Source organism: Gallaecimonas sp. GXIMD4217 (assembly GCF_038087665.1).
Taxonomy (GTDB): domain Bacteria; phylum Pseudomonadota; class Gammaproteobacteria; order Enterobacterales; family Gallaecimonadaceae; genus Gallaecimonas.
In genome coordinates, this window is record NZ_CP149925.1 from 82,218 (window position 1) to 103,590 (window position 21,373).

General features: G+C 64.8%; 22 protein-coding genes. 15 read left to right on the top strand and 7 right to left on the bottom strand.

Annotated elements, in window-relative coordinates; all coding sequences use genetic code 11:
• The first annotated feature begins 56 nt into the window (after positions 1-56).
• Positions 57-1,151, top strand: a complete 1,095-nt coding sequence (locus WDB71_RS00420) for a glycosyltransferase family 4 protein (protein ID WP_341502690.1) — start codon at positions 57-59, stop codon at positions 1,149-1,151.
• On the opposite strand, the gene WDB71_RS00425 is transcribed toward WDB71_RS00420, so the two are convergent.
• The 3 genes from WDB71_RS00425 to rfaD are packed head-to-tail and all read right to left on the bottom strand — an operon-like array spanning position 1,135 to position 3,838.
• On the bottom strand, positions 1,135-1,887 hold the full coding sequence (locus tag WDB71_RS00425; protein WP_341502691.1) for a glycosyltransferase family 2 protein: 753 nt from the start codon (positions 1,885-1,887) through the stop codon (positions 1,135-1,137). The two genes, WDB71_RS00420 and WDB71_RS00425, sit on opposite strands and share 17 nt — an antisense overlap.
• Complete coding sequence (waaF, locus tag WDB71_RS00430) at positions 1,884-2,897, bottom strand: lipopolysaccharide heptosyltransferase II (protein ID WP_341502692.1); 1,014 nt, start codon at positions 2,895-2,897, stop codon at positions 1,884-1,886. Before waaF ends, WDB71_RS00425 begins: the two co-directional genes overlap by 4 nt.
• Entirely contained in the window at positions 2,894-3,838 is a 945-nt protein-coding gene (gene rfaD, locus WDB71_RS00435) for an ADP-glyceromanno-heptose 6-epimerase (protein ID WP_341502693.1), read from the bottom strand. Before rfaD ends, waaF begins: the two co-directional genes overlap by 4 nt.
• Positions 3,839-3,915: 77 nt before the next feature.
• Here rfaD and WDB71_RS00440 point away from each other — a divergent pair, with 77 nt between their 5' ends.
• The 6 genes from WDB71_RS00440 to WDB71_RS00465 all read left to right on the top strand — a co-directional run bounded on the left by WDB71_RS00440 (position 3,916) and on the right by WDB71_RS00465 (position 9,170).
• Positions 3,916-4,560: a TetR/AcrR family transcriptional regulator gene (locus WDB71_RS00440; protein ID WP_341502694.1), complete on the top strand. Its 645-nt coding sequence runs from the start codon at positions 3,916-3,918 to the stop codon at positions 4,558-4,560.
• A gap of 69 nt (positions 4,561-4,629) precedes the next feature.
• On the top strand, positions 4,630-5,823 hold the full coding sequence (locus tag WDB71_RS00445) for a glycine C-acetyltransferase (protein ID WP_341502695.1): 1,194 nt from the start codon (positions 4,630-4,632) through the stop codon (positions 5,821-5,823).
• 10 nt (positions 5,824-5,833) lie between these two features.
• Entirely contained in the window at positions 5,834-6,859 is a 1,026-nt protein-coding gene (gene tdh, locus WDB71_RS00450) for an L-threonine 3-dehydrogenase (RefSeq protein ID WP_341502696.1), read from the top strand.
• 91 nt (positions 6,860-6,950) lie between these two features.
• Positions 6,951-8,000, top strand: coding sequence for a HEAT repeat domain-containing protein (locus WDB71_RS00455; RefSeq protein ID WP_341502697.1), 1,050 nt, complete (start codon positions 6,951-6,953; stop codon positions 7,998-8,000).
• Complete coding sequence (locus WDB71_RS00460) at positions 8,000-8,755, top strand: MipA/OmpV family protein (RefSeq protein ID WP_341502698.1); 756 nt, start codon at positions 8,000-8,002, stop codon at positions 8,753-8,755. The genes WDB71_RS00455 and WDB71_RS00460 overlap by 1 nt, the downstream gene beginning before the upstream one ends.
• 70 nt (positions 8,756-8,825) lie before the next feature.
• The gene (locus WDB71_RS00465; RefSeq protein WP_341502699.1) at positions 8,826-9,170 is read left to right on the top strand and encodes a hypothetical protein; all 345 of its coding nucleotides are present in this window, start codon (positions 8,826-8,828) and stop codon (positions 9,168-9,170) included.
• Between the two features lie 27 nt (positions 9,171-9,197).
• Here WDB71_RS00465 and WDB71_RS00470 read toward each other — a convergent pair whose 3' ends face one another.
• Complete coding sequence (locus tag WDB71_RS00470) at positions 9,198-10,889, bottom strand: TonB family protein (RefSeq protein ID WP_341502700.1); 1,692 nt, start codon at positions 10,887-10,889, stop codon at positions 9,198-9,200.
• A gap of 130 nt (positions 10,890-11,019) precedes the next feature.
• Here WDB71_RS00470 and WDB71_RS00475 point away from each other — a divergent pair, with 130 nt between their 5' ends.
• Positions 11,020-12,021, top strand: a complete 1,002-nt coding sequence (locus WDB71_RS00475; protein WP_341502701.1) for a GGDEF domain-containing protein — start codon at positions 11,020-11,022, stop codon at positions 12,019-12,021.
• Positions 12,022-12,160: 139 nt separating this feature from the next.
• Here the strand turns inward: WDB71_RS00475 and WDB71_RS00480 are convergent, their stop codons facing one another.
• On the bottom strand, positions 12,161-13,165 hold the full coding sequence (locus WDB71_RS00480) for a substrate-binding domain-containing protein (protein WP_341502702.1): 1,005 nt from the start codon (positions 13,163-13,165) through the stop codon (positions 12,161-12,163).
• Positions 13,166-13,303: 138 nt separating this feature from the next.
• Between WDB71_RS00480 and glpE the strand changes: the two genes are divergently transcribed.
• Together glpE and glpG are read left to right on the top strand one after the other, a co-directional pair.
• Entirely contained in the window at positions 13,304-13,633 is a 330-nt protein-coding gene (glpE, locus tag WDB71_RS00485; RefSeq protein ID WP_341502703.1) for a thiosulfate sulfurtransferase GlpE, read from the top strand.
• Complete coding sequence (gene glpG / locus WDB71_RS00490) at positions 13,617-14,435, top strand: rhomboid family intramembrane serine protease GlpG (RefSeq protein WP_341502704.1); 819 nt, start codon at positions 13,617-13,619, stop codon at positions 14,433-14,435. Before glpE ends, glpG begins: the two co-directional genes overlap by 17 nt.
• Before the next feature lie 2 nt (positions 14,436-14,437).
• Here the strand turns inward: glpG and WDB71_RS00495 are convergent, their stop codons facing one another.
• Positions 14,438-14,845 carry a flagellar basal body-associated protein FliL gene (locus WDB71_RS00495; RefSeq protein WP_341502705.1) on the bottom strand — a complete coding sequence of 136 codons (408 nt, stop codon included), beginning with the start codon at positions 14,843-14,845 and terminating at the stop codon, positions 14,438-14,440.
• A gap of 122 nt (positions 14,846-14,967) precedes the next feature.
• Here WDB71_RS00495 and WDB71_RS00500 point away from each other — a divergent pair, with 122 nt between their 5' ends.
• The 3 genes from WDB71_RS00500 to WDB71_RS00510 all read left to right on the top strand — a co-directional run bounded on the left by WDB71_RS00500 (position 14,968) and on the right by WDB71_RS00510 (position 17,060).
• Positions 14,968-15,489, top strand: coding sequence for a chorismate lyase (locus tag WDB71_RS00500; RefSeq protein ID WP_341502706.1), 522 nt, complete (start codon positions 14,968-14,970; stop codon positions 15,487-15,489).
• Positions 15,486-16,349, top strand: coding sequence for a 4-hydroxybenzoate octaprenyltransferase (gene ubiA / locus WDB71_RS00505; protein WP_341502707.1), 864 nt, complete (start codon positions 15,486-15,488; stop codon positions 16,347-16,349). The genes WDB71_RS00500 and ubiA overlap by 4 nt, the downstream gene beginning before the upstream one ends.
• 81 nt (positions 16,350-16,430) lie before the next feature.
• A complete protein-coding gene (locus tag WDB71_RS00510) occupies positions 16,431-17,060 on the top strand; it encodes a 2OG-Fe(II) oxygenase (protein WP_341502708.1) in 630 nt (209 codons plus the stop codon).
• 30 nt (positions 17,061-17,090) lie between these two features.
• On the opposite strand, the gene plsB is transcribed toward WDB71_RS00510, so the two are convergent.
• Complete coding sequence (gene plsB, locus WDB71_RS00515; protein WP_341502709.1) at positions 17,091-19,550, bottom strand: glycerol-3-phosphate 1-O-acyltransferase PlsB; 2,460 nt, start codon at positions 19,548-19,550, stop codon at positions 17,091-17,093.
• Positions 19,551-19,653: 103 nt separating this feature from the next.
• Here plsB and yvcK point away from each other — a divergent pair, with 103 nt between their 5' ends.
• Both yvcK and lexA read left to right on the top strand, forming a co-directional pair.
• Positions 19,654-20,598, top strand: coding sequence for a uridine diphosphate-N-acetylglucosamine-binding protein YvcK (yvcK, locus tag WDB71_RS00520; protein ID WP_341502710.1), 945 nt, complete (start codon positions 19,654-19,656; stop codon positions 20,596-20,598).
• 121 nt (positions 20,599-20,719) lie between these two features.
• Positions 20,720-21,340: a transcriptional repressor LexA gene (lexA, locus tag WDB71_RS00525; protein ID WP_341502711.1), complete on the top strand. Its 621-nt coding sequence runs from the start codon at positions 20,720-20,722 to the stop codon at positions 21,338-21,340.
• Positions 21,341-21,373 lie beyond the last annotated feature (33 nt).

Here is a 21,373-nt window from a genome sequence, read left to right on the forward strand (position 1 = left end):
GGGAAAGGACGGCCTTATGGTAAGGTTGCGGCGCCTGTGAAGTCGGAGAATGTCAGATGAAGGTCTTGGTGGTCAGCTCATACAAGGACACCTGGAACTCGGTTCGTCCCGAGGCCGAGATGTTGATTGGTCTCGCCGATCATGGTGTCGAGCTGGAGGTCATGACCCAGGGCGATGCCGACTATGTCAGCCGCTTCCGGGAGGCCGGGGTTAAAGCCCATCCCTACCACCCCACCAAGAAATTCAGCCTGGAGGCCATCAGCCGTATCCGCAGGGTGCTCAGGGAAGGCCGTTTCGACGCCGTCTACAGCTTCAACAACAAGGCCATCGCCAACGTCAACCTGGCCGCACTGGGCCTGCCGGTGAAGGTGCTGACCTACCGGGGCCAGACCGGCAACATCAGCAAATGGGATCCCAGCTGCTACCTGACCCACCTGAGCCCGCGGGTTGACCGTATCGTCTGCGTCTCCAAGGCCACCCGGGACGACCTGCAGCAGCATGTCTGGGGTAATCGCAACAAGGTCTGCGCCGTCTACAAGGGCCACGATCTGGCCTGGTATCAGGAGCAGCAAGCGGATCTTGGCCAGTTCGGCATTCCCGAAGGCGCCTTCGTGGTGGGCTCGGTGGCCAATGCCCGGCCCCGCAAGGGCCTGCCGGTGCTGATGGCGGCCACCCACGACCTGCCGAAAGACAGCGACATCCACCTGCTGCTGGTGGGTGGCGGCATGGATACTCCTGAAGTGAAGGCCCTCATTGACGCCAGCCCCATGAAGGACCGCATTCACCTGGCCGGATTCCGCAAGGACGCCCCGGCCATCATCGCCGCCTGCGATGTCTCGGTGCTGGCCTCCACCAAGCGGGAGGGCCTGCCCAAGACGGTCATCGAGGCCATGGTCTATGGGGTGGCGCCCATCGTCTCCAATACCGGTGGCAGTGCCGAGCTGATCGAGGACGGCGTGTCCGGCATAGAGGTGCAGCCGGGGGACGCGGCGGCCATTGCCGCCGGCATCCAGCGCCTTTATCAGGACAGGGAGCTGTGCGAGCGCATGGGCCAGGCGGCCCGGGGCCGCATCGACAGCCATTTCAACGTCAGGCAGTCCTCGGCCGAACTCTACAGGGTGTTGCGGGAAACCCTCAGCGGCGACTTTTGATCCACAGGGCCGCGTACTTGTTGAAGGCATAGTGGGCGGTGAACATGGCCAGCAGGAAGCCGTGTTTGCCGTCCAGAAAGCCCCTTTGCAGCAGGTATTTCCGAACGAAGGCCCCCAGGCCGTGCAGGCAGGCCGATGTGAGACCCGCCTGCTTGCCCCTTCTCGCCTTGCCCTCTGCCCAGTCGTTGGCGTAGCGCACCGACTTCTGCAGGTAGGAGGTGAAATCCCCGGTGGTGTAGTGCAGCAGGTGGCCGGGCAGATCCTCGACCTGGGCACCGCCGCAGCTGACCTTTTCATGGACCAGGGCGTCGTCGTACTGGTACTCATCGCGGCGGTACAGGCGCACGATGCGGTCCGGGTACCAGCCCGAGTGCTTGATGAAGCGACCGAAGAAGTCGGTGAGGCGGTTGGCCCGGTACACGGTCTGGCGCCTGTCGTCGGCCACGGCGGCCAGGATCCCGGCCTTCAGCTCCGGAGTGACCACCTCGTCGGCGTCCAGCCACAGCAGCCAGTCGCCCTGGGCATATTCCTGGGCCCGCTGGCGCTGGGGGCCGAAGCCGGGCCAGTCGGCGCTCTGGAAGACCCTGGCGCCGGCGGCCTCGGCGATGGCCAGGGTATCGTCGCTGGAGCCGGAGTCCAAAACCACTATCTCGTCCACCCAGCCCTTGATGCTGTCCAGGCAGGCGGGCAAGTCTTCTGCCACGTCCTTGGTGATGATGACGGCGCTCAGCTTCACTTTATGGTCTCCAGCACCTTGTCCACCGAGATCTCGGTCAGGCAGTGGTAGTGGCCGAAGCGGCAGGTGCGGTCGAAGCAGGGGCTGCATTCGATGGGGTGGCGCACTATGGTGGCCCTGTCGGTCAGCGGCGGGGTGAAGTCCGGGCTGGTGGAGCCGTAGATGGCCACCACCTGGGCGCCGCTGGCGGCGGCCACGTGCATCAGTCCGGAGTCGTGGCTCACCACGGTATGGCAGAGGGCGAACAGATCCACGGTGTCTTCCAGCCTTGTCCTGCCACAGAGGTTGTGGACACCTTCCTGGTCGGCGGCGATGGCGTCGCCGGCTTCCACGTCCTTGGGGCCGCCCATGACCCACACCTGGTAGCCCTGTTCCACCAGTCGGGCGGCCAGGGCGCGGTGCTTGTCCAGGGGCCACTGCTTGGAGGGGCCGTATTCGGCGCCGGGGCAGAGGGCCACGGCGGGCCTGTCCAGGCCGATGCCCAGCTTGCTCAGCACCGCTTCGCCGCTGGCCCTGTCCAGGCGCAGTTGCGGGCTGGGAACCTCGAGTTGGTACCTTGCGTAGTCGGCCTTGCCGGCGCCCAGGCCCAGGTAGCGCCACACCGTCTTGTCGGTGATGGTCTGGCCGTCCCGGGTGGGACGGCGCTTGCGGGCATCGGTGAGCAGGAAGCTGCGGCCCTCGCCGCTGAAACCCACCCGCTCGGGGATGCGGGCGAAGAAGGGCACCAGGGCCGATTTGAAGGAGCGCGGCAGTATGATGGCCTTGTGATAGCCCTCGCGGCTCAGCTCCCGGCCCAGCCGCCAGTTGCCCTTGAAGTTGAGCTTGCCGTGGCTCCAGGGCGCGGCGATGCCGCGGCGCACCTGGGGCATGCGGGCGATGATGGGCAGGGACCAGCCCGGCGCCAGCACGTCTATGATCGCTTCCCGGTCTCTTTGCGCGATATCCATAAAGAGGGCCTGGGCCATGACCATGTCACCCACCCAGGAGGGGCCGACGATCAGGTACTTCACTGCTGGTCGAGCCAGGTCAGGTAGTCGGAAACGCCCTCGGCCACCGTCTTGAACTCTTCCTTGTAGCCGACGGTGCGCAGCTTGCCGATGTCGGCCTGGGTGAAGCTCTGGTAGCGGCCCTTGAGGTGCTCGGGGAAGGGGATGTACTCCACCTCACCCTTGCCGTGGTGGGCGATCACCGCATCGGCCACGGCCTGGAAGGGCTCGGCACGGCCGGTGCCCAGGTTGAAGATGCCGCTGAACTGGGGGTGGTCCAGGAACCAGAGGTTGACCTTGCAGACGTCGCCCACATAGACGAAGTCGCGCTCCTGGCCGCCGTTCGGGTAGCCGTCGCTGCCTTCGAACAGCTTGGGGTTCTTGCCGTCTAGGATCTGGTTGTGCAGGTGGAAGGCCACCGAGGCCATGGAGCCCTTGTGCTGCTCGCGGGGGCCGTAGACGTTGAAGTAGCGGAAGCCCACCACCTGGCTCTCGGCCTCGGGCAGGATGCGGCGCACGTACTGGTCGAACTGCCACTTGGAGTAGCCGTAGACGTTCAGCGGCCCTTCGCATTCGCGCTCTTCACGGAAGCTGTCGGAGCCGCCGTAGACGGCGGCGCTGGAGGCATAAAGGAAGGGGATCTCCCTGTCCAGGCACCAGTGCAGCAGCTCCTTGGAGTAGTCGTAGTTGTTCTCCATCATGAACTTGCCGTCCCACTCGGTGGTGGCGGAGCAGGCGCCCTGATGGAAGACGGCCTGGACCGGGCCGAAGTCTTCGCCTGAGACAATGCGGGCGATGAAATCGTCCTTGTCCAGGTAATCGGCGATGTCCAGGTCGGCCAGGTTCTTGAATTTGGTGCCGTCGGTGAGGTCGTCGACCACGACGATGTCGGTGAGGCCCCTGTCATTGAGGGCCTTGACCAGGTTGGCGCCGATGAAACCCGCGCCGCCGGTAACGATGATCATGTAGCTATGCCTTGTTCCGTGCGCCCATGGCAACTGTGGTAGACTCTGGGTCATTTTCAGCCACTTAGCCTGGGCCAATGAAAACCAGAGACAAGATACTGCAGGCCAGTCTGGCGCTATTCAACGAGCGTGGCGAGCGTAACGTCACCACCAACCACATTGCCGCCCATCTGGGCATCAGTCCAGGCAATCTATACTACCACTTCCGCAATAAAGAGGACATTATCCACAGCATCTTCGGCCAGTACGTGGAGCACCTGGAGACGGCCTTCGCGCCCCGGGATCAGGGCCCCATCACCCTGGAAGTGCTGATGAGCTACCTGGATGGCGTCTTCTACACCATGTGGGAGTTCCGCTTCTTCTACGCCTCGTTGCCGGACATCCTGGCCCGCAACCCCGAACTGCACCAGGAATACTACGAGGTCCAGCAGCGCCTGGCCGAGCGGGTGATCGCCATCCTCAAATCGCTGCGGGAAGAGGGCATCTTCGCCATAGACGACGAGGCCCTGCCGTACCTGGCCCACACCATCAAGATCCTGGTGACCTTCTGGATCAGCTACCAGACCACCCAGGCCGTGGAGGCCAGGATCACCAGGCCGGTGATCTACCAGGGGGTATTGAAGGTCATCTTCCTGATCAAGCCCTACCTGACCGAGGCGGCCCGCGACACCATCGCCCGCCTGGAAGACCACTACAAGAAAATGGCCTCGCGGCTACGCTGAGGTCCGCTGTCTAAAACGGCGCCTTCGGCTACAATGGGCGCCGCGCAAACCTTTTAATCGGAGGCCCGGATGAGTGCCAAGCTTTTCGACCATCTCAAGCAGGAACTGCAGACCCTCAAGGCCGAGGGCCTGTACAAGGACGAACGTATCATCACCAGCGCCCAGCAGGCGGCCATCCAGGTCCAAAGCGGCGAAGAGGTGATTAACTTCTGTGCCAACAACTACCTGGGCCTGGCCAACCATCCGGAGCTGATCAAGGCCGCCAAGCAGGGCCTGGACGAGCACGGCTTCGGCATGGCCTCGGTGCGCTTCATCTGCGGCACCCAGGACATCCACAAGACCCTGGAGAAGAAGATCGCCGACTTCCTGGGCATGGAAGACGCCATCCTCTACTCCTCCTGTTTCGACGCCAACGCCGGCCTGTTCGAAACCCTGCTGGGCCCCGAAGACGCCATCATCTCCGACGCCCTCAACCACGCCTCCATCATCGACGGCGTGCGCCTGTGCAAGGCCAAGCGCTTCCGTTACGCCAACAACGACCTGGCGGAGCTGGAGCAGCAGCTGCAGGCCGCCGACGAGGCCGGCGCCCGCTTCAAGCTGATCGCCACCGACGGCGTCTTCTCCATGGACGGCGTCATCGCCAACCTGCCCGGCATCTGTGACCTGGCCGAGAAATACGACGCCCTGGTGATGGTGGACGACTCCCACGCCGTCGGCTTCGTCGGCGAAGGCGGCCGCGGCGTCCACGAGTTCCACGACTGCATGGACCGCGTGCACATCATCACCGGCACCCTGGGCAAGGCCCTGGGCGGCGCCTCCGGCGGCTACACCGCCGCCAGCAAGGAAGTGGTGGACATGCTGCGCAACCGCAGCCGTCCCTACCTGTTCTCCAACTCCCTGGCCCCGGCCATCGTCAACGCCTCCATCCGGGTGCTGGACATGCTGGCCGACGGCCACGAGCTGCGCGCCAGGCTGGAAGAGAACAGCCGTTACTTCCGCGAGCGCATGACCGAGGCCGGCTTCACCCTGGCTGGTGCCGACCACGCCATCATCCCGGTGATGCTGGGCGACGCCAAGGTGGCCAAGGAAATGGCCGACCGCATGCTGGCCGAAGGCATCTATGTAGTGGGCTTCAGCTTCCCGGTGGTGCCCAAGGGCCAGGCCCGCATCCGCACCCAGATGTCCGCCGCCCACACCAGGGAGCAGCTGGACAAGGCCATAGACGCCTTCATCCGTATCGGCAAAGATCTCGGCGTGATCTAAGGAGTTCACCATGAAAGCACTGGCAAAGCAGCATGCCGAGAAGGGCATCTGGATGGTCGACGTGGACAAGCCCGAGCTTGGCCACAACGACGTCATGATCAAGATTAAGAAGACCGCCATCTGCGGCACCGACATGCACATCTACAACTGGGACCAGTGGGCCCAGAAGACCATCCCGGTGCCCATGGTGGTCGGCCACGAATACGTGGGCGAGATCGTCGCCGTCGGCCAGGAGGTCAAGGGCTACCAGGTGGGCGACCGGGTCTCCGGCGAGGGCCATATCACCTGTGGCCACTGCCGCAACTGCCGCGCCGGCCGGGTGCACCTGTGCCGCAACACCACCGGCGTCGGCGTGGACCGCGAGGGCGCCTTCGCCGAGTACCTGGTGATCCCCGCCTACAACGTCTTCAAGCTGCCGGACAACATCCCCGACGAGATCGCCGCCATCTTCGACCCCTTCGGCAACGCCGTACACACGGCGTTGAGCTTCGATCTGGTCGGTGAGGACGTGCTGATCACCGGCGCCGGCCCCATCGGCATCATGGCCGCCGCCGTGGCCAGGCATGTGGGCGCCCGCCATGTGGTGATCACCGACGTCAACGAATACCGCCTGGAGCTGGCCGAGAAGATGGGCGCCACCCGCGCCGTCAACGTGGCCAAGGAAAAGCTGGAAGACGTCATGAGCGAGCTGGGCATGACCGAGGGCTTCGACGTGGGTCTGGAGATGTCCGGGGTGCCCGTGGCCTTCAACCAGATGCTGGAAACCATGAACCACGGCGGCCACATCGCCATGTTGGGCATCCCCCCCGGCGACATGGCCATCGACTGGTCCAAGGTCATCTTCAAGGGCCTGGTCATCAAGGGCATCTACGGCCGGGAAATGTTCGAGACCTGGTACAAGATGGCCTCGCTGATCCAGTCCGGCCTGGATCTCACCCCCATGATCACCCATCAGTTCCCCATCGACGACTTCCAGAAGGGCTTCGAGGTGATGGGCTCGGGCCAGAGCGGCAAAGTCCTGCTGAATTGGGATTGATCAAACCCAGGTGAAAAAGGGCTGCCAAGAGGTGCAGCCCTTTTTGTTAGCCGTTTATAATCCCTTCACTTGTTCTTAACGGATTGAGATCGTGAAACATTTCCTTCTGGCAGCCCTGCTGCTGTCCTTTACCGTCACTGCCGCTCCGGCCACCCCCAAATCCACCGTCTACGAGCTGCTCCTGCTGAGCCAGGAACGCAACGACATCAAGCTGGGGGCCAAGGCCCTGAACCACGAGCCAGGCCAGCCGAGGCAGACCTGGGATCTGGCCGCGGCGGTCTTTGCCAGCCTTGGCGAGCACGACCGCGAAGAAGATTCGGACACCCGGGCCTGGCTGGCCAAGGCGCTGGGCCGCTCCGGCCAGCCCCGTTACCTGCCGGTGCTGGTTCGGGCCTTGCAAAAAACCGAGCACGGCAACATCAAGAAACACGTCAAACGTGCCATTCGCCAGTTGAAGAAGGGTGACTTGAGCCAGGAGGCCTTCGAAGCCAGGTCCGTCGACATCCAGGGGCGTAGAGACAGTCTCAATCGACAACTGACGCCGCTGCGCGCCTCGTCCTCGTCCTTCGACAGCATAGTGTCGGACGCGTCGCTGGCGGAGGTACTGCAGACCCTGGGACTGCCCAACGGGGCCCAGGATGCCATGGAGGTCAAGTTCCGTCCTTTTATCGGCAATCAGCGTTTCCAGCAGCTGCAAATCAACTATGTCGGTATTGGTACCCTGCGCTTTCGCTATGACAACAACCGCTGGCGACTGCTGGAAAAGATGTCCCAGGTCGATGTCGATCTGGCGGTCTCCGACGGTCTCAAGGTCATGGCCAGCCGACTCATGGGCCGGAACGCGGACGAGGTCCGCAATGTCGCCAAGGAAATGTATCGGCAGCAGTTGTTCGATGAAGGGCTGCTCGATCTGGTCGGCCAGCGGATCTGGATGGATCTGGACGCCAAGGACAAGCTGACGGCCGATGCCATGGCCTGGTTGTGCAAGGTGCTGGGCCACAGCGGCAATGGCCGTTATAAGCAGTTCTTGGAAAAAGTGGCGGCGCAAAGCAGCAACCGCAAGATCACCCGCTATGCGGCCAATGCCGCGCAGAACCTGCCGGCCGTGGCCGAATCGGTCAGTTTCAAGGTCGCCCCCTGATGTTGAGCCTAATGGTCGGGGCGGCTGCGACCCTGGAGTTGGGCCTGGGTGCCACCGTCACCTACCTGGAGGACTATGTGGGCGCCGGGGAAGGGCAAACCTATGTGCTGCCCTTTCCCTACATCTACTACCGCTCCGACAAGCTCAGCATCGACCGCAACCTGATCCGCGGCGAGCTGGCCGAAAAGGGGCCCTGGCGCCTGGAGCTGAGCCTGTCCGGCAGCATCCCCGCCGACAGCGACGACAACCGGGCCAGGCGCGGCATGATGGATCTGGGCTGGCTGGGCTCGGCCGGGCCGGCCCTGCAGTATTACCTGGATGGCGACGGCCACAGCGATAATGCCTTCTACCTTGAGCTGCCGGTGCGGGCCGCCGTATCCCTGGACGACGGCGATCTGCACGGCCGCGGCGTCGAAGTGGAGCCGGCCCTGGTCTGGCAGCGGCGCTACCAGTGGGGCAGCTGGGATCTGAAGCCCACCCTGAGGGTCGGCCCGCGCTGGGCCAGCCGCGACTACCACCAGTATTACTACGGGGTGGCTCCCGAGTTCGCCCTGGCCGACAGACCCGCCTACCAGGCCGGCAGCGGCTTCGGCGGCTGGAAGCTGGCGGCTGGCCTGACCCTGCGCCATGGCCATTGGTGGTTGGGGGCCTTCGTGCGCGGCCATGAACTGGGCGATGCCAGCTTCAGGGACAGCCCCCTGGTCAAGGACAGCCAGAGCCTCAGCGGCGGCGTCGCCCTGGCCTGGGTGTTCTGAAAGCGATCCACTGGCCTTGATTTTAACAACTTGCTAACGTCAGGGCTGGTCAGCAAACCGGGGCAAGGATATGCGGGTCGTGCTGTTTCTGATGGGGGCCGCGTTATGGCTGGCGCTGGGGCTGCCAACAACCCTGGCGCTGCTGTTTGGCAGCGCCAGGGTGGTGAGCCTGGCCGGCCTGTGGCTGTTTTCCCTCTACCTTGGCCTGGGCGTGCTGTCCTATCGCCTGGAGCGCCTGCACCGTCACCAATGCTGGCTGTTGCCGCTGCCGTTGTCGGTCAGCGCCTTGGTGATGCTGGCCCACCCAGGTGAATGCGAGCCTGGCATTACGTGCCTGATGGCGCTCTTGGCCGCCCTGCTGACGCTGCTGCATCGGCACTCACCCAAACGGCTGCGGCGTTCCCACCTGGCATGAAAAAGCCGCCCTCAGGCGGCCCTTCCCTTAGATGTTTCCCCTTTCCAGCTCCGCCAGGCGGCGTTGGAACTGGCCGACGGGCCAGCCCTGGTCTTCGCCTTCGTCTATGGCTTCGGCCAGGTATTTGCGGGCCTTCTTGAGATCACCCCTGGCGGCCCAGGCCTCGGCCAGCACAGCATAGCTGGCCGGGTCGTCCTTTTCGTCCAGGGCCTCTTGGGCCAGGGTCACCGCCCGCTCGGGATCGCGCAGCTGTTCGCCATCGGCGGTGGCCAGGATCCGCGCCAGCTCCCGCTTGGCCACCCAGCGATCCGCCTTGGCGGCCAGCTCCAGCCAGTGCCTGGCCTTGGCCCAGTCCTGGCTGAGCCTGTCACCCCGAATAAGCTCGATGCCCAGGGTTTCCTGGGCCTGGGCGTCGCCCTGCTGGGCGGCCAGGGTCAGCCAGAGGATGCCCTTCTGGCGGTCGATGCGGCAGCCTCGGCCATAGATCAGATCGGTACCCAGCTGATACTGGGCCAACAGGTTGCCACCCTTGGCGGCCTCGTTAAGCCAGTGGTTATCGTCGCCGATGGCGCTGGGATCCATGGCATAGGCCAGGTTCAGGGCCAATCGGTCCTGGCCTCGCCAGGCACTGGCTTGCAGCACATAAAGTACGTCCGGGTCGTGCTGTTCAGACACCTTGAAGCGGGTCTGGGCCAACTGGGATAACAGGTAATCCTTGTAGGGACTTTCTTCGCCCTCGATAAAGCGGGGGTTCCTGGGCTGTCCATGGCCATCCAGGGTAAAGGCCAATCGCCAGCTGGCATGGCTGTCCTTGCTCAGGCCTTCGGGTCTGACCCAGTAATGCTTACCCTGGGGCTCGATGGGGGCAGACAGGAACTTTTCACCCTGGCGAGCTTCTGCTATGCGCCAACCATCGGTGCTGTTCAGCCAGTTGATGGCGCTGTAGAGGACGTATTGCGCTTCGCTGTAGCCCGCTTCGGCCTGCTCCCTGAAGGGTACCAGGGCCTCGGCCAGCTTGGCGGTGTCGGCGCTGTATCCCAGCAGGTTGTAGGTCAGTTTCACGCGCTGACCCGGGATACGGGCGGGATTGCCCTGGCGGTCGGTCGGTTTCTCGTAGATCCATTTGGCGACGGCCTTCAAGGCCGATTTGTCGAAGACCTTGGGGGGCATGCTGCCAAGGATGCGGATGTTTTCCGGGCGGCCGGCCTCGTTGATATCGAACCTGACGTCGACGTAGCCCGACTGACTCTTTTTGGCCGCCTTCTTGGGGTACTTGGGCTCCATCCGCTTGATGGGCTTTGCCTGGCTGCTTGGCTCTTCGGCAATGGACACGTCCGGCAGCAGTTGCGCCTTGATGGCCTGGCTGCCATGGCTGGCGAGCCGTTCGGCGGCGACGGCCCTGGCCCGCTCAAGCTGCGCCGGGGTCATGGTCCTGGCCAGCCGCTCGGGCAGGCCCCTGGCGCTTTCCATGCCGTTGTCGGCGGCCGCCACGAACCAGGCGTAGGCCTGGACTTGATCGGCTTCTACCCCCTCGCCGTTATGGTACATGGCGCCCAGGTTGAACTGGGCGTTGGCATGGCCCAGCCTGGCGATGGCCTGGAATTCCTGGAGGGCCTGCTGGTAGTCCTTGTCCTGGTAACTTGCCATGCCCTGGGCGAAGTCGGCCAGGGCCGGTGCCCCCAGCAGCAGGGAGGAGGCGAGAGCGAGTGTCCTTAGCATGATCAGTCCCTTGCGTTGATATTCACATTTTTGCAACCTGCAAAGTTACCACAGGGTAAATTGTCGGCAAAGGGCAGACTCTTTGTATGGTTTTGGCTACTATGGGCTTGCAACTACTTGGACGGATCCCATGGACAAGGTCAAGGCGCTTTTTCGCAAGACACTGGAGCTGCTGGGCAAGTATCAGCTGCCGCCCACTCCCCAGAATTATGCCCTCTGGTATGCCTATGCCAGCCAGGAAAAACCCGAACTCAACGAGGCCATAGACAGCTTCCTGCTCACCAATGACGCCCTGTCGGTGACCGTGGCCCAGGAGCTCTACGACCAGCACCTGGCGGCCAGCGTCTGGCGCGACGCCCAGGGCCTGCGCGAGAACATGACCGCCATGGCCCATGAGCTGGCCACCACCGTCAAGGACACCCAGACCGACACCCACAACTACCAGCAGAACATGGAAGCCCGCTTCGCCCGCCTGGAGGGTGTCGAGAGCGGGGACGTGCCATTGGACATGGTGGTGGACGAGGTGCGCAACCTGGTCCAGGATGCCCGCAAGATAGGTGACAGCACCAGGTTCCTCAACGATCGCCTGGTCAAGGCCGAATCCGAGATCGGGGCCCTGCGCGACGCCCTGTCCAAGACCCGGGCCCAGGCCCTGCGCGACGTGCTGACCGGCCTGCTTAACCGGCGTGCCTTCGACATGGAGCTGGCGGCGGCCAAGCCGCCGGTGTCGCTGGTGCTGATGGATCTGGACCACTTCAAGACCCTCAACGACACCTTCGGGCACCTGCTTGGCGATCAGGTGCTCAAGGCGGTGGCCAAGCTGCTCAACCAGGCCTGCTATGACGGCATCAAGGCGTTTCGCTTTGGTGGCGAGGAGTTCGTGCTGCTGGTGCCCAAGCCCCTGAAGCTGGCCCAGCGTTTCGCCGAAAGCCTGCGCCAGCAGCTGACCCGGCTGGCGGTCACCGACAGGCGCAGTGGCCGCACCGTGGATGCCATCACAGCTTCCTTCGGGGTGGCCGAGGCCGCCGAGCACGACAATGCCGCCAGCCTGGTCGAGAAGGCCGATAAACAGCTTTACGAGGCCAAGAAACTGGGCCGCAACAGGGTAATGCCGGTGCCGGGGGTGGCCTGAGGCTGACCTCGGCCGGGCCGCTGTGACAGACAAGGCTCTACGAGGCTAAGAAACTGGGTCGCAACAGGGTGATGCCGGTGCCGGGCGTGGCCTGAGACTGGCGCGGGCAACAAAAAAGGCGGCTTGGCCGCCTTTTCTGTTATTTCAGGGCCTTGACCGACTTGCGCTCGATAAGCTCCGGGTGCACCACCAGCGACTGGGTGGCCGGGGTCTGCTTGGCCACCTTGGCCAGCAGTATGTCGGCCGCTTTCTGGCCCAGGCGGAACTTGGGCTGGTGTATGGTGGTCAGCGGCGGGCTGAAGAACTGGGCCATGGGCACATCGTCGTAGCCAACGATGGACAGGTCGTCGGGCACCCGCACGCCGGCGTCGTTGGCGGCGCAGATGGCTCCCAGGGCCATGGGGTCGGAGAATACGAACAGGCCGCTGGGCCGTTCGCCCTGCCTGAGCAGCTGCTCCATGGCCGCGAAGCCGCCCTCGGGCTCGAAGTCACCTTCGATGATCCAGTCCGGGTTTTCCGCCAGGCCGGCCTCGGATAGGGCACGGCGAAAGCCATTGAGGCGCTCCTGGCTGGTCAGCTTGTCCATGGGGCCTGTGATGCAGCCCAGCCTGGTGTGGCCCTTGTCGATCAGGTGCCTGGCGGCCAGGTAGCCGCCCTGTTCGGCGTTGTCCTGGATGGGGTAGACGTCACCCCGGGTGTCGCCCCATTCCATCACCACCTGGGGCAGTTCGGGATGCAGGGCCAGCTGCTCGTAGAGGGTGCTGGCGTCTTCGGAACACATCACCAGGATGCCGTCGACGCGCTTTTCCACCAGCATGCGGAAGCTGTCCTGCTGGCGCTGTTCGTCACCGAGGGAGTTGCAGAGGATCAGCGTATAGCCCTTGTCGGCGCAGGTTTCCTCCGCCCCCCGCACCACTTCCGCGAAGAAGGGGTTGGAGCTGGTGGTCACCAGCATGCCGATGGTCTTGGTGGCGTTGATCTTCAGACTGCGCGCCACGGCCGAGGGAGCATAGTTGAGCTCCTTGATGGCAGCGTAAACCTTTTCCCGGGTCGCCTCGGCAACGAAGCGGGTCTTGTTCAACACGTGGGAGACGGTGGAGATGCTGACACCGGCTTTGTTCGCGACGTCTTTGATGGTGGCCATATGGTGTTCCCGTATACTCGCCTGTCTAAAGCTTAACCAAAAGCCCCGCCTTTGAGCACCCGGAATAGTTAGGCCGGGGCTGTCGCCCAACTGACTTATAAGGGGTAACATAGGCGCAGAGCAAAAGAGGGGTATTGTATGGAGCAGTTTGCCCATATTTCAATCGAATCGGCATTTAAGATGCTGGAAGAGGGCCGGGCACGGCTGGTGGACATCCGCGACGAGGGCAGTTTTGCCGGTGCCCGCATCGACGGCGCCTATCATCTGACCAACGGCAGCCTGCACCAGTTCATGACCGAAGCCGACTTCGATACCCCGGTGATCGTCTGCTGCTACCACGGCATTTCCAGCCAGGGTGCCGCCCAGTACCTGGTCCACCAGGGCTTCGAGGAAGTGTACAGCCTGGACGGTGGCTTCGAAGCCTGGCGCAAGACCTATCCCTATGTCGGCGATGAAGACCCTCGGTAGTTTCCCCCATGCCCGGCTGGCCCAGGGCTTCGTCGATTTCCTGGCCGGCAAGGGCGTCCGGGCCGTGCTGGTGCCGGACGGCGACAAGGTGCAGGTGCTGGTAGAAGACGGCGCTCCCGGCTGGGTCGAGCAGGCCTGGCAGCAGTTCCTGGCCGAGCCGGATCACCCCAGATACCAGGCCGCCTCCTGGCAGGCGCCGGGCGATAGCAGGCCCGGGTTTCGCTATCGCAACGGCGGCCGGCTGAGGCTGGGCTCGGGCCGGTTGACGATGCTGGTGATGGCGCTCTGCGGCCTCATCTACCTCAGCTACGCCATGGGCATCCCGGATCTCTACCTGGCGCTGCTGTTCCCGCCGGACTTGCACAGCCTGGAACTGGCCGACAGCTACCGGCTGTTCACCCCCATACTGCTGCACTTTTCGCTGCTGCACATCGCCTTCAACCTGTTGTGGTGGTGGCAGCTGGGCGGGGACATGGAGCGGCGCCTGGGCACAGGCCAGCTGCTGTTGCTGACCCTGGTCAGCGGCTTTGCCGGCAACCTGGCCCAGTACCTGGCGACAGGACCCAATTTCGGTGGCCTGTCCGGGGTGGTCTACGGCCTGATGGGATTCTTCTGGCTGTCCGGCCATGTGCGGCCGGAGCGGGGCATACAGCTGCCCCAGCCGGTGGCGCTGTTCATGCTGGCCTGGCTGGTGCTGGGCTTTATCGGCATCGGCCTGCCCATCGCCAACATGGCGCACCTGTTCGGCCTGATCGCCGGCCTGATGCTGGCCCTGCTGCCGCTGGGTAGCAGGCGCCGCTAGCCTCAGTAATAGAGGTACTTGGTAAAGATCACGTCCTCGACCACGGGCTCGCCGGTTTCTTCGGTCATCAGATCCTTGACCTGCCTGAGGCAGGCCAGGCGGATCTCTTCGCGGCCGGTCAGGGACTTGATCTCCTGGGCCTCCTTGCTGCCGAGGATGTTGACTATGGCGTCGCGGATCAGCGGCGCATGGTGCTCCACCTGGGTCAGGCCCTTGGCATCCCGGACCCGCAGCTGCACCGTCACCCGCACATAACCCATGCGCCTGGCCGACGACAGGTAGTTGGTGATGATGTCCGGCTCCAGCTCGAAGTAGCTGGTACTGGGGGACGGGGGCTGGGGATCCGCGGCCAGGGCCGGGATCGGCAGCAGCAGGGAAAAGAGCAGCATCAGCCTCAGCGGCAAAGCCATGAAACCTCCTCGATGAAAAAAGCCCCTATATGCTGCCAGCAAAAGGGCCGCCGGACCAGTGACGACAAAGGCCTTTTAACTGTTATTATCTGCCCCAACAGAATAACGATAGGACGTATCGGGTGATTGAGGCCTGCTGGCCCCTGTCCGCCACGGCACTGGCGCCGGAGCAAGTCCCCAAGGCCGCCGGCAACTGGCTGCTCGACCGGGGCTCCCTGACGGCCCGCATCAAGGCCAGTTGCGACCAGTTCGAGCTGACCCTGCTGGAGCAGGGCCGGGGCGAGCTGGCGCCGGCCGTGCGCCTGTGCCTGGGCCTGCCGCAGCAGTTTTACCAGCGCCAGGTCTGCCTGAAGGCCGACGGCCGGCCCTGGGTCTATGGCCTGAGCTTCTGGAGCGGCGAGGATCCGCGCCTGGCCGGCCTGGGCGACAACGCCCTGGGCGAGCTGCTTTTTTCCGAGCCGCACTGGCAGCGTGGCGACATAGTGCCGCTGCAGCTGGACGCCTCGGCCCTGCCGGCGGCGCTGGGCTGCCGGGCCTGTGGTCCGCTCTGGGGCCGCGCCTCGCGTTTCAGCCAGGGCCGGCGCCAGCTGTGGGTGCTGGAAGTCTTCCTGCCTCAATCCCCTGTTTACTTGGACTCCCAATGAACTGGACCGAACGATTCAAGGCCTATGGCCAGCTGATGCGCGTCGACAAGCCCATCGGCACCCTGCTGCTGCTGTGGCCCACCCTCTGGTCGTTGCTGCTGGCCGGCGACGGCCGGCCCGACAACTGGATCCTGTTCGTGTTCATGGCCGGGGTCTTCCTGATGCGCTCCGCCGGCTGCGTCATCAACGACTACGCGGACCGCAACATCGATGGCCACGTCAAGCGTACCGCCCAGCGCCCCCTGGCCCAGGGGCGGGTGACCCCGGGCGAGGCCCTGGGGCTGTTCGTGGTGCTGTGCCTGCTGTCCTTCGCCCTGGTGCTGACCCTGAACACCCTGGCCATACAGCTGTCCTTCGTGGCCCTGGCCCTGGCGGCGGCCTATCCCTTCATGAAGCGCATCACCCACATGCCGCAGCTGGTGCTGGGCCTGGCCTTCGGCTGGGGTATCCCCATGGCGGCCGCGGCCCAGGCCGGCCGTGTCGACGAGAGCATCTGGTGGCTCTTTGCCGCCAACATCTGCTGGACGGTTGCCTACGATACCTTCTACGCCATGGTGGACAGGGACGACGATCTGCGCATCGGCGTGCGTTCCACTGCGGTGCTATTCGGCAGCTTCGACAAGCTCAGCACCGGCCTGCTGCAGCTGGCCACCCTGCTGCTGTTGCTGCTGGTCGGCGAGCTGACCGCCATGGGCCTGCCCTTCTATCTGTCGGTGCTGGCGGCGGCGGGGCTGTTCGTCTACCAGCAGTGGCTGATCCGCGGCCGCGATCGCATGGCCTGCTTCCACGCCTTCCTGCACAACAACTATGTGGGCGCGGTGATCACCTTTGGTATCTGGCTGGACTACCTGCTGAGATAACTTGTCGTCACGATAAGAAACCCGAATTGTTCCCCGGGCTCCCCTGGCATAGCGTGAGCGCCTGCCATCGGGGGAGTCATCATGACCGCAGTACCGCCTTCTTATTTCGACAGCCTCAAGGAGCGCATCTGCGACGATCTGGTGGCCAGGGGCTACAGCATCCAGCCGGGCGCCCTGGCCGAGCCGCTGCGCCAGGCGCTGCGGGCCGAGCTGCTGGACCGGGCCGAGGAGATGAGCCGGGCCGGTATCGGCCGCGGCGGAGATCGCCAGCTGGCCCGGGAGGTGCGCAGCGACAGCACCCTCTGGCTGGACGGCAGCTCCCCGGCCCAGGAGCGGTACCTGGCGCTGATGGGGGAGCTGCGCCTGCACCTCAACCGCGGCCTGTACCTGGGCCTGAACGATTTCGAAGGCCACTTCGCCCACTATGGCCCCGGCCACTTCTACCAGAAGCACAGGGACGCCTTCCGCGGCCAGAGCAACCGCCTGGTGTCGGCCGTTACCTACCTCAACGATTATTGGCCCCAGGGCGCCGGCGGCGAGCTGGTGCTCTACGACGAGACCGGTGAAGAGAGGGAGCTGGCCAGGATCAGTCCCGAGCCCGGCACCCTGGTGGTGTTCCTGTCGGAAGGTTTTCCCCACGAGGTGCTGACGGCCGGGGACGACCGCTATTCCATAGCCGGCTGGTTCCGCCGCGACGGCGGGCCGCTCTGACAAAAAAGGCGCCCTGTGGCGCCTTTTTCGTTACCGGCAATCGCCCTTGCAGAGCACGTTGCGTATGGTGTCGGCCAGATCCGGCGCCAGCAGCGGCAGCACCAGCTCGTCCAGCTCCCTGGTGCTGTCGGTGCCCAGCAGCTCGCCGTCGGCACCTATGTCCACCAGATCGCCCTGGCGCAACGTGTTGATCAGGCTGGCGAAGATCTTTTTGTCGAAGAATTCCGGGGCGCTGATGCCGTGCAGGGACGACAGCCGCTCGGCCAGGGCCTGGCTGCGGCTTTCCAGCTGGCCGCGGCTGAGCGGCTCGGGATCCTGCAGCAACGTCAGCACTATGGCGTAGCGCTGCAGGGTCTCCTGGATGGAGCCGGACAGCAGCAGCAGCTTGCGGTAGCCGGGGCTCTGGGTGCTGGCAGGCTCCCAGCCGGCGTCGTCGCCGCTGATCAGGCCCTGGCGGGCCATGCTGGCCAGGTTGGCGCGCACATAGGCTTCGATGCCGTCGCCGTCCTGGTCCAGGAACAGCTCCGCCTTCAGCAGCGGGTGGCAGGCCTTGACCGCCGCCACCACCTGCTCGCTGCTCAGGCGCTTGGCCAGGATCAGCGCCGCCATCAGCGAAGGCACCGCGAACAGGTGCAATATGTTGTTGCGGTAGTAGGTCATGGCGATGGCGCTGTTGTCGTCCAGGCTGATCACCTCGCCCAGCTCGTCCCTGGTCTGCTGGAACTTGTCGCCCTTGAGGGCGGCGGCCAGCAGCGCCTTGCCGTTTTGCTCCGGAATGGTGGTGCGGTCGGCGTAGCGGGCCTCCCTGGCCAGGGTCAGCAGGCAGTCCAGCTGGGCCTCCAGCACCTCCCGGCTCAGGGCGCGGCGCTCGGCGGCCAGCAGGCACAGGGAGGTGAGGGTGACGGCATTGACGGCGGCGGCGTTGTTGATGCGGGTCATCACCTCATTGGCCAGGGTGTTGACGGTGGGGGTCAGCCAGCTGGGCTTGGCCTCCGGGTTCTCGGCCGCCTCGCGCCAGTGGGGCACCTGCTCGTTGAGGTAGGAAGTCAGGTTGACCGGCTCGCCGAAATTCACGAAACCCTGGCCGAAGTCCTGGCGCAGGGCGTGCAGGGTGGACTTGAAGGCCTGCCAGCCGGATTCCTTCTCCTTGGCGCTGCCGCGCAGCTCCTTGAGGTAGGAACCCACTTCCATGACGTGCTCGTAGCCGATGTAGACGGGCACCAATGTGATGGGCCTGTTGGACTGGCGCAGCAGGCTCTGCACCGTCATGGCCAGCATGCCGGTCTTGGGCGGCAGCAGCCGGCCGGTGCGGGAGCGGCCGCCTTCGCTGAAATACTTGACCGCATAGCCCTTCTCGAACAGGGCGTTGAGGTACTCCCTGAACACCGTGGAGTAGAGCTTGTTGCCCTTGAAGCTGCGGCGGATGAAGAAGGCGCCGCCCCGGCGGAAGATGGGCCCGGCCGGGAAGAAGTTGAGGTTGACGCCGGCGGCGATGTGGGGCGGCACCATGCCCTGCTGGTAGATCACATAACTCAGCAGCAGGTAGTCCATATGGGATCTGTGGCAGGGCACGTAGACGATCTCGTGGCCGTCGTGGGCCAGCTGGCGTACCGTCTCGGCGTTGGTGACCTCGATGCCGTTGTAGATGCGGTTCCAGATCCAAGTCAGCAGCCGGTCGGCGAAGCGGATCAGCGACATGCTGAACTTGGCGGCGATCTCCTCCAGGTACTTGCGGGCGTTGGCCTCGGCCTTCTCGTAGGGGATCTTGCGGCTGCGGGCCTCGTCCTCTATGGCCTTGCGCAGGGCCGGGGTCTTGAGCAGGGCGGCCAGCATGGCTTCCCGGTCCGGCAGGCGCGGCCCCGTCATCACCAGGCGCTGGCGGTAGAAGTGCACCCTGGCCACCCGCGCCAGCTTGTGGGCCAGGCGCTCGTCCGAGCCCCGGTCGGCCAGCACGGCGCGCAGGGACACCGGCCTGGCGAAGCGGATGAAGTTGTCGCGGCCGTTGAGGCAGAGGATCAGGCTCTTCCTGAGCCAGGAAGGGGAGTCGTAGTCGGACAGCATGGAACCCAGTACCGAGGGGTTCTCGCTGCCGGGGCTGCGGCCCCAGAACAGCGACACCGGCACCAGCTGGATGTCCTGGTCTTCGTGCTGGCGCAGGTGGGCCAGCACCTCGGTGAGCTGGGCCCGGAAGTTGCCCTTGCGGCGCCGGCGCGACAGCAGTGCCACCGGCTGGTCCAGGAACAGGGCGCGGGGCAGGGTGCGGCCGTTCAGCTCCAGGGGCAGGCTGGGATCCGGCAGGCCCAGCTCGGCGCACTGGCGGCGCACGGCCAGCACGTCGCTGGCGGAGGCCGTCTTGAAGGCGTAGATGATGGGCTTGCTGGGATCGAGGCCCAGCTCCTTGAGCGGATCCTTGGGGACCAGTTTGCTGCGTACCAGCAGGGAAACGGGCCACTTCAGGGCCTTGAGCAGGGGCGACGGCACGGCTGTCATCGACAATTCCAGAATCGAAAATCCGGCCGAGAAGCTTAGCAGAAAGGGTCGGGAAGTCCTACCAGGACCGGGGCCGTGGTAGACTGCGAACAGGCTTGCACAGATGAACGAAACCTTGGCCCAGAACAACAGCAACACCCCCTATAGACCCAAGCTGTCCGGCCTGGACCGGGTGGTGGCCCTGGGCGGCGGCCACGGCCTGGGTCGTACCCTGTCGGCCCTGGACTTCCTGGGGCCGCGCCTGAGCGGCATCGTCACCACCACCGACAACGGCGGCTCCACCGGCCGGCTGCGCATGGCCAACAAGTGCATCGCCTGGGGCGACGTGCGCAACTGCATCAACCAGCTGGTGCCCAAGGCCTCCACCGGCAGCAAGCTGTTCGAGTACCGCTTCAGCGGCGAAGGGGAGCTGGCCGGCCACAACCTGGGCAACCTGATCCTGCTGGCCCTGGACGACATGAGCGTGCGCCCCCTCAAGGCCATCAACCTGGTGCGCCAGGTGCTGAGGGTGGAAAGCGAGTTGCTGCCCATGACCGAGTCACCCTCGGATCTGCTGGCGGTGATGGCGGACGGCTCCCGCCACCTGGGCGAGATCCGCATCGACGCCCTGGACGCCATGCCCAGTACCATCCAGCTGGAGCCCCAGGTGCGGGCCACCACCGAGGCGGTGGATGCCATCGGCGAGGCCGACCTCATCGTGCTGGGCCCCGGCTCCTTCCTGACCTCGGTGCTGCCGCCGCTGCTGATCCCGGAGCTGGCTGCCGCGCTGCGCGCCTCCCAGGCGCCGAAGGTATGGGTGGAGAACCTGGCCCGGGACCAGAGCCCGGCCGCCCGGCTGAGCGGGCCACAGCGCCTCGACTGGCTGGCGAAGCTGCTGGGCTTCATGCCCGTCGACTGGGTGGTTGCCGGACCCGGCCAGGACTGGCAGGGCCTGCCCGCCGGCGTCCAGCTGCTGCAGCAGGAGCTGGCCTCGGTGCGTCTTCCCTACCGCCATGCCCGCCAGAAGCTGGCCGACGTCCTGGAGCAGGTGCTGAGAAGCTGTGGGTAAGTCTGTGGGCAAACTGAGGTCTGGTTGTGAACAGCGGCCCGCAAGCCCTTGAACCTTGCCATCTCCCGATAACTGGATATACTCACAGTAACTGTAAATAAACCCAGTCATCGAGGTTAGCATGCGTCCCCTGACCCAGCGCCAGAGCCAAGTGCTCGAGCTCATCCGTGAGCGAATCCACGCCAGCGGCATGCCGCCCACCCGCGCCGAGATCGCCCGGGAGCTGGGTTTTCGCAGCGCCAACGCCGCCGAGGAACACCTCAAGGCCCTGGCCAAGAAGGGCGTCATCGAGATCCTGCCCGGCACCTCCCGCGGCATCCGCCTGGTGGAGGACGAGGCCGCCAACGAGGAAGCAGGCCTGCCGCTGATCGGCCGGGTCGCCGCCGGCGAGCCGATCCTGGCCAGCCAGCATATCGAGTCCCACTACCAGGTGGATCCGGCCCTGTTCCGGCCCCACGCCGACTTCCTGCTGCGGGTGCACGGCGAGAGTATGAAGAAGATCGGCATCATGGACGGCGACCTGCTGGCGGTACACAAGACCAGCCAGGCCCGCAACGGCCAGGTGGTGGTGGCCAGGGTGGAGGACGACGTCACCGTCAAGCGCCTCCAGCAGGACGGCCACCAGCTGCGCCTGATCGCCGAGAATGACGACTTCGAGGACATCCAGGTGGATCTGCGCGAGACCCCGGTCACCATAGAGGGCCTGGCCGTGGGGGTGATCCGCAACGCCGACTGGGTGTAAACATTCCGGCAACTGGCCAGGCCAGTTGCCGAC